The 8,304-nt window shown below is 37.8% G+C and carries 8 protein-coding genes; 3 read left to right on the forward strand and 5 right to left on the reverse strand.

The window, feature by feature from the left end:
* The 3 genes from AC1DG9_RS19345 to AC1DG9_RS19355 form a co-directional block, all read left to right on the forward strand.
* A partial coding sequence (locus tag AC1DG9_RS19345) for an alpha/beta hydrolase (RefSeq protein WP_477635062.1) occupies positions 1-311 on the forward strand: 311 nt, incomplete at its 5' end.
* Between the two features lie 25 nt (positions 312-336).
* Positions 337-1,053: a pirin family protein gene (locus AC1DG9_RS19350; RefSeq protein ID WP_337715081.1), complete on the forward strand. Its 717-nt coding sequence runs from the start codon at positions 337-339 to the stop codon at positions 1,051-1,053.
* Positions 1,054-1,055: 2 nt separating this feature from the next.
* Positions 1,056-1,355, forward strand: coding sequence for a response regulator (locus AC1DG9_RS19355; protein WP_172663715.1), 300 nt, complete (start codon positions 1,056-1,058; stop codon positions 1,353-1,355).
* Positions 1,356-1,400: 45 nt separating this feature from the next.
* Here the strand turns inward: AC1DG9_RS19355 and AC1DG9_RS19360 are convergent, their stop codons facing one another.
* The 5 genes from AC1DG9_RS19360 to AC1DG9_RS19380 all read right to left on the reverse strand — a co-directional run.
* On the reverse strand, positions 1,401-2,510 hold the full coding sequence (locus tag AC1DG9_RS19360; RefSeq protein ID WP_337715082.1) for a DUF5013 domain-containing protein: 1,110 nt from the start codon (positions 2,508-2,510) through the stop codon (positions 1,401-1,403).
* Between the two features lie 98 nt (positions 2,511-2,608).
* Complete coding sequence (locus tag AC1DG9_RS19365) at positions 2,609-4,057, reverse strand: hypothetical protein (protein ID WP_477635063.1); 1,449 nt, start codon at positions 4,055-4,057, stop codon at positions 2,609-2,611.
* A gap of 70 nt (positions 4,058-4,127) precedes the next feature.
* Complete coding sequence (locus AC1DG9_RS19370) at positions 4,128-5,921, reverse strand: DUF4983 domain-containing protein (protein ID WP_477635064.1); 1,794 nt, start codon at positions 5,919-5,921, stop codon at positions 4,128-4,130.
* A gap of 55 nt (positions 5,922-5,976) precedes the next feature.
* Positions 5,977-7,584: a DUF5008 domain-containing protein gene (locus AC1DG9_RS19375; protein ID WP_477635065.1), complete on the reverse strand. Its 1,608-nt coding sequence runs from the start codon at positions 7,582-7,584 to the stop codon at positions 5,977-5,979.
* A 46-nt stretch (positions 7,585-7,630) separates the two neighbouring features.
* Positions 7,631-8,304: fasciclin domain-containing protein (locus AC1DG9_RS19380; RefSeq protein WP_477635066.1), on the reverse strand; the 674-nt coding region annotated here is incomplete at its 5' end.

An 8,304-nucleotide genomic window follows, 5' to 3' on the forward strand; every position in this document is an offset into this window, starting at 1 on the left:
GTGCATGTTTAACGCTTGAATATATTACCCGAAATGCTGCCAGATATGGTGGTGCGGTTGCCTTTACCGGTGGATTAATTGGTAAAGAAATAAACATGAGGAACTATAAAGGCGATTTTCAACAAACGCCAATATTGATAACAATAGGCGATCCTGATCCTCATGTTCCGGTAAGGAGAGTTGAGGTAAGCGAGGGTATCATTAAAAAAATGAATGCAAAAATTTCTATGAAGATTTATGCAGGAAGAGTTCACACAATTAGTCAGAAAGAAATCGAATTGGCCAGGCAACTCATCTTTGACGAAGTCTGATCAAAATTTGCTTAATAAAATTAAAATGGCACAAACAATATTACATACCGCTGCAACGCGTACACTTGCAGATCATGGCTGGCTTAAAAGCTATCAGACTTTTAGTTTTGGCATGCAGTATAACCCTGAAAGAATCCAATTTGGCGCCTTAAGAGTGCTTAACGACGATTGGGTTAATGGAGGAAAAGGATTTGGTGAACATCCTCATGACAATATGGAGATTATTTCCATTCCTCTTGAGGGGGCCTTACAACACGAAGACAGCCTTGAAAACGTAGCGGTTATTGAAGCCGGAGAAATTCAGGTAATGAGTGCCGGCACTGGGATTTACCATAAGGAGTTTAATAAAAACAGAAATGAACCGGTAAAGTTTCTTCAGATCTGGTTGTTTCCAAATCAACGCAATGTAACGCCAAGGTATCATCAGGAAAGATATGATACTTTGATGAAACCAAATCAGCTCACCCAAGTCTTATCTCCAGATAAAGATGATCAGGGTGTTTGGATTTATCAGGAAGCCTGGTTTAATATTGGTAAATTTGATAAGGGGATCAAAACAGATTATCATTTTAAAAACAAAGACAATGGCTTATATGTATTTGTAATTAAGGGCGATGTAAAAATTAACGATCAAATCCTGAATGAAAGAGACGGATTCGGCATCTGGGAAACTGAACATGTAACCATTGAAGCAATTAACAATATGGAAGTCCTTTTAATGGAGGTTCCAATGAATTATTAATTATGAAAAAGACCGAGGTTTTGGTGGTTTGTACCCATCAGGAAATTCTAAATACAGTTCTGAGGCTTGTAAATTCCAATACTGAAATGAGTGCAATAGGTGCAAATACACTGGAACAGGCAATTACAACATTTAGATCAGCAAACTTTGATCTGGTTTTGGTGGGGGCAGGATTAGAAAAGGCTGAAGAAACTGAGCTAGAGCATGTGATCAGAAAAGTAAATCGCAAAATTCCTATTGTATTTCATTACGGTGGCGGAAGCGGTTTGTTGTTTACCGAAATCTATGAGGCTTTAAAATAAAAAGAGCCGTTACAATGTAACAGCTCTTTATTTAATTTGTGTGTTTTATTTATCCAATTGGTAAAGCTTTATAGATCTGAGTCTGAAATACTGATCGTTATCTATAAATGTCGCTACGAAACCTACAGTAACAGGAGACTCAGTAGGTACGGTAAATGCTGTAGTGAACTTTCTTGGTGCTCCGGAATCTGGATTTCCGCTTGATTTTGTATAGCCCAAAACAATAGGATTACTTTCAACTTTATCAACGTCAGGTATTTCTCCTCCCTTTGCAATTACAGTATAAAACAAATTCTTCCATTGGTATCCTACAAAATCCAGCGTATAATAATATTGGCCTGCCGGAAGTGGTTTTAGCGTTGTCTGCTGAATTTTTCCGTTAATGATATCCGGTTCACCACCCCATGACTCCATCGACATACTATTTCCATCCCATTCGTCCCAGCCACCCATACCACCATCGCGTTGTAATACCGCAGCATTTACTCTCCAATCCGCTACAATACCCCATCTACTTCCAAACCTGGCCGATGGAACAAATTTAGGACCAACATTCAGCAAATAATCTAAAGTGATATCTTTTACTGTTCCATTACCTGTTACCAATTTAGAAACAGTAAATACAGATCCTTTTTCAGTCGTCACCTTTAACTTGGCGGTATATAAATTACCGGCCCCATACTCTTTAATTGGAGTTGCCTCTTCAGAAACAGCTGATCCATCTCCGAAATCCCACGAAAAACTCTTCACGGTAACTTTCGAAGACTTAACACTAAATTTCACCTTGTTACTACCCTGACTTGCAGCAATAAAATTTACAGCACTGTCCGGTATAATTTTAATAAGGACCACTTTTTTTGCAGTAGACCCATCCTCCGCTATTGCTGTTAAGTTGACTTCAAAGGTACCAGCACTAGCGAATATATGTTTTGGAGTAGTTTCATAAGAAACACTATCGTCACCAAAACGCCATTCAAGCTTTTTATATTCCTTGGAGTTATTCTTAAAGTCAAAGGTAAACGGATCATCTCCCGGAACAGCCTCAAAATCCACAAATGGTCTTTTCTGTTCAGCTGGTTCAACTTCAATGTCCTTACTTTTAGAACAGGAAGCGAAAATAACTATGCTTAATAGCAAAATAAAAAGTTTGTTCATACTATTTAAAGTTTGGTATATTTTTTAAACAACAACGATGATTAAATTTTAGCCATCGCTGCTGTTGATTGGTTTATTTTTATGTATTTACAAAATAATTATTTCTTTCTGGTAAATATCCATCCCCTCACATCATAAGCACCCACATTCATATAGAATTTCATGATATGTCTTCCTTTCGTAAGCTGAACTGTTGTTCTGTTTGGTTGCTGATCTCCGTAACTACCAGGTGTTTTGGCAGATGCTAGTATCCCTGTAATATTTACATCATCAAAGAATACACTGTACCTTCCATTATCTCCTGGCGCACCGATTAGGGAGTTCAACTCATACTCTCCGTTTTCCTCCACATTAACAGTATAGGTCAACCATTCACCATCAGAAGTCCATCCTACTACACTACGTGGAGTATAGTCACCCACATCAACATTATCATTTGGTCGGTAATCACCAACACCATCTTTACCGCCTGTATCGTGGAATGCAATTCCTTCACCGCCAAAATCGTACTGTGCAGCAGGAATCATATCAGAAACAGCACCAATGGCTCCTTTAATAAGGAAAGGAGTCCCATTATAAGGCCTAAAATGATCCGGATCAATAACTACCACTATGCTTTTTTTCGTTTCATCAAGTTKGAATTTAGATGGGTTTCTAAGTAATAGTCCTATTGCAACTTTTTTCTTGGTGTTCTTCAACAATTCTGAAATTCTGGCAGTTAGTTCAAGTTTTGCGCTGTTCTCATTAGGAGCAAACTTAACTTTTGGATTAGTAAGTGCATAGCTACCTGAACTTAATACAACTGTATTTTTAAGCGTTCCGTTATTTATGAGTGCAGTTACTAATGCATCATTCGGTACCACATCCACTGTAAAATCGGAACCTGCAAGTCCTGCAAGAGCAAGATTTAGAGGTATCGTCAAATCTTGCGTGCCAATTGCATAATTTGTTCCATTTGGCACCAAATAAGGAGAGCCAGCCGATGCAAATGAGATATAGTGTACATCTTCAGCGGCAATCGCTTCAGCAGCATTAATAACAACTATAATGGCATTCTTATTGGCCTCAATTGCATTTCCTTTAGATGGAGCTGAAATTTTTATCGCCAGAGCCAATAACTTGCTATGGTTTCTCTCAACAAAACTTCTACTTACCGCCAGATTAAAAGTTGTACTCTTTATCCCATATGCAAAATCAATCACCGGAGGAAAATTAAACGTTTGTTCGGCCAACGCTATTGTTCCAGCAGGTAATGTCCCACTACCAACCAGTGTAGCAATAGTATCTAAATTAGATGTAGCCTGCACATTGAAAGCCGTTCCAGATGCACCGGATAAATTGATCGTTACTGGAATGATTAATTCATCGTTGTTTAATGTAAAATTTTCGCCACTTCCAATATCAATTCTATTTTCCACGCTAAGCTTGACATTAGCAGCAGTTTCCTTAGCGAGCACTCCTGATAGCTTTTCCTTTTCACATGACATCATCAGCATAGCTGTAATTGCCAAAAGGCATAAATGTACAGTAGTAAATATTCTTTTCATATCCTTAAATATATAATGATCTTTAAATAGGTTTTCAGGACTTACTTTATAAAGCCCTGAAAACCTTAAATTAATTTGCAATCCAAACTCTACCGTCCAATGCCCAATTTTCTTGCCTTGGAATATTAAACCAACTTAATATTTGCGTCGGAATGTCAGAGTTTTTTGGAACMAATACACCTAAGTTTGTGTTACTCGGAGAACACATTAAATCTGTGAATTTTTCCCAGCTATAAGCCCCTTCTAATTTAAAATCCGCCTGAAAGGGTCCATTATCTTTAAGTGTTGCTCCCGTTCCATCAACCATAGGCCAGTAACCAGCTAAATAATCATAGGCTGGGTGACTTTGGTCCATAGTAGGGTCACAAGAATACTGTTTAATAACCGTTTCTGAGAGTGCAGTTTTCCATATTTTCAATTCAGCTAGCTGAACGTTAATAACTCCTCTATCGCCATTAACATCACCTCCCACAAATCCAACTGTTAAAGGATCATTGTTGTTGTAGTTTGGAAATCCGGACAACTGTCTGTCATTTGTATGAGGTTTTGCAGGACTTGCCTCAAATCCACCTCCATTATTTGTAATCCCCTTTATTCCATCTGTATACAATCTGATATATCTCCTGCCATCCGCTTTTTTCTCTACGACAAATGTTAAATCATGCCAGGTATCTCCACTAAAGTCAAGACCCCCAACCTCATCACCATTTGAGTTGTCCTGACCTCCTGCTCCAAAAAAGCGCCAGCCATTATAAAACAAGCAAATATTCCATCCCGCCTGACCCCAGCTGCTATTATTCCTTTTACCTAATACCGATGGCCATTCATACCAATAATCTCCTTTTGAAGTATTTTTGGTTTTTCCTTTTTTGATTTTTACCGAAACGGTAAAATCCGCATCAGGGCCAAAATTAAATTCACTATTAGTAGCAGCTCCTTGCACTACACCTTTGATTTTTTCTGGTTCACCTTTAAATCTAATTGCTGTACCGGAATAGCTATTTCCTAAAAATGGTCTCGCAATGAAAGTAGGGTTATACTTGTTGTTATAAATTATAGTAAAGGTGTTGATATTCGTGTTACTAAAAAGAGTTTTATCGTCTTGTTCTACAGGGAGTGTAAATTGCCCCCCTTTATTAGAAGTTACAACAACCAACCAGTTCTCCTTGTAGTACGTAGGTCTTGATTTTAATGAAGCTAAAATTTCACCAACCTGACTATCAAACTTATTAATAGCTGCTTTATATGGCRCAAAAGAATTGTCAAATCCAGAAGCTTTTCCTGCCTTCTCAACACCGCCAAACTGCCCAACAATCAGAGATGCCGTATCAGTTTTCACAAATTCTACCAATCTTGAAGTTACAGCATCGTCGTTTCCACCAAATGACTCTGTAACGTCTGCCCCTTTGGTTAACTTACCCTTAAACACATCAGATGAAGCAAAAGATGCTATACGAAAACCTGGCCTCAACGATTTAATACGTTCAAATATAACCGGATAATTTTCGAGTTTATTACCAGCAAAATCCTCTGATAAAACGTTGTGTTTCTCCTTTTTTACTCCCGTCAGCATATCTGTCCAATTTGTTGCGTCGGTATAATTAGTATTATCACTTAATCCGGTCCAGGTATAAACTGCACTATCAATAAGGGTTCTTAATGTTGGAGTTCCCGCATCTCTAACTGACGTACCGCGTGCACCATCTACAATAAGGTAAAGAACCTTAGGAACTTTATAGGTAACGTTGCCATCATTATCAGGCGCATCTGGTATTACTTTATCAAAATCCTTATTACAGGATGTTGCAAACACCAGCAAGCATAGTGTTAGACTAACAAAATATTTGAATTGATGTTTTTTCATATTCTTTAATTTATAATTCATTTGGTTCATGTCTGGATTATATGTATTAATATAATCAATTTTCTAGTGTTACCCTAATAATATTATTCGTTTCTATGTTATCAAAAACAAAGAATGAACCCCCAATTAATAACGCTCTCTTATTATCTGCAGATTTCGTTTCAAAGACATTATTTATTCTACCTAACAGGTTACCTACATTATTATATCCTTCTGCAATTTCCCCCTTGTCAGTTGTAATAAGAAAGCCTTGTCTGTTCACCCCATCGTAAGTTTTAAAATACCCCCCTATTAAGCATAAACCATCACTAAGCTGTTTGGTGAAATTAGGATACCCCCCAACAAACTTTTTAGGAACAAACGATTGATCAACCGAACCGTCATAATTCAGCATAACCAAACTTTCTGATGCAACCCCATTAAATTTCTTAAATGTTCCGCATAACAGATACTTCTTGGTCGTCTCATTATAACTCGCGTAGTTTACGATAAAATCAGCTCCTGCTCCTCCTGGATTGAATGTTGCATCTATTGTTCCATCTGTGTTTAAACGGGTAACGTATCCTGCCGAAGCATCGTCAAATTTGGTGAAATTGCCATAAACCAAAATCTTTMCGTCGGTGTGCATCAATGTACTGATATACCCATTAGATCCCGGTAAACTCTTACCTTTAGCTCCCCCATAACCGGTCGCATTAGGATCGAATCTCCATGTTTTATCTAAAGTTCCATTTGGGTTAAAACGTACCAGTTGGCGCACGTCAACAGTATCAATAACTGTACTATCTTTTAACTGTCTGCTTGGTTGATCATAACGGCGAGACAGATAATACTTGAAGTTTCCCGATGCTATAATCTTATTATTAAATGCATATATTTCTGTAATAGCTGCATCCGTTCCACCATTAAATGTTGGAACATATATCAGTTTTTTTGTATAAGTCTCAACCAACATGGTGTCAACAGTTCCCTGGTTACTTACCCTGGTTATGTTATTAATGCCCCCTCTCTGTGCATAGCCGCTAAAAGCACCCCCAAGATACCATTGGCTATTTACAACGGCCATGCCGTAAAGGTCACCATTTGCAGCGCCTCCGCTCAGCAATGAACGATCCCAGGTTCCATCCGGAAAAATCCTTACAATACGGTTAATTGGCTTCACTATCCCCTTATTATCATAGTTCGTAAAACCACCCAACAACAATAAATTACCTCCCGCTACCTGATAAAACTTACTAATAAAACCATTTGTACCGGCTACTACTTTAAAGGTAGGGTCCTTTTTAACAAATCCGGTAACTGTAAAGTTCGGTCCAAAAACCAGCTGTCCATCAATAACAAAAGACGTAACTCCCGAACTGGCTCTTCCAGGCACTTTCGCTTTGATTCCGGTTTCAGTGATCTCCGTAATCTCTGCCTTTTCACCATTAAACAGAAACTGAATCTTATCTTTATGAGGCACTAAACCTGTCGCTTTAAAGGTAATTACAGTTCCTGCCATTCCAACTGCGGGAACAGGTATTTGCTGGCGATCAATCTTAATTCCCAAAGGTGCTATACCACCCTGATACGGATCTTCAAATGAAGTTTCCTTTTCTTTACAGCCACTTAACAATGCTGTTACAAGGATCATTGACAGACTTATATATTTAAAAAATTTCATATGCTTATCTTAAATTATTTCTATTAATATTTTAACTATTATAAATCTATCTGCTAAACATTACGTCATTATAAAAGTCAGCATTAAACCCAAATATATTTGCAGTAAAGTCATTCGGAGCTTCTCCTATTGGAGTACCTACACTAACAGCCAGTACATGTACAACACCATTACTTGGTTGTATATCCGATGATGCAACTGCCGCAGTCGCAAAATTATTAGGGTTTGATGGATCCCATAAATAAGAAATAGTTAATTGGCGGTATCCAACATACTTAACTCCATTTACGGAATTATATACAACACCGATGTTTGCAATATCTCTATCGTATGTGTAATAGTATGATCCCGGAAACAATTCCCTCAAATTAAAATCAACCTGAGGATAATCTTTTAACCTATATGAACCTTTAAAAATGTATCTTCCTAAAAATTTCCTCCATATTTCAGGCTGTACATCAGAAAGGGTTTTCAAAGTATCTCTTCCCGTATCGAACAACAATTGATTTAATCCACCCTGCAATTCGCGAATGGGGGTATTTACCAAACCAATAGTGCGTCTGATCACCTCATCTGTTGGAGCAAAGAAAGTGATGTTTTCATTTTTGAAAACATCTTCCATACCTGCCAGCTTAACAATTTGAGCGATAGTGTCAAATTTGTTGTTCGACYCCAAATACTGCATTATATTCCCATTAAAAACCGGGTTGGCTTTACCAC

The sequence above is a fragment of the Pedobacter sp. 05L430 genome (assembly GCF_056397585.1).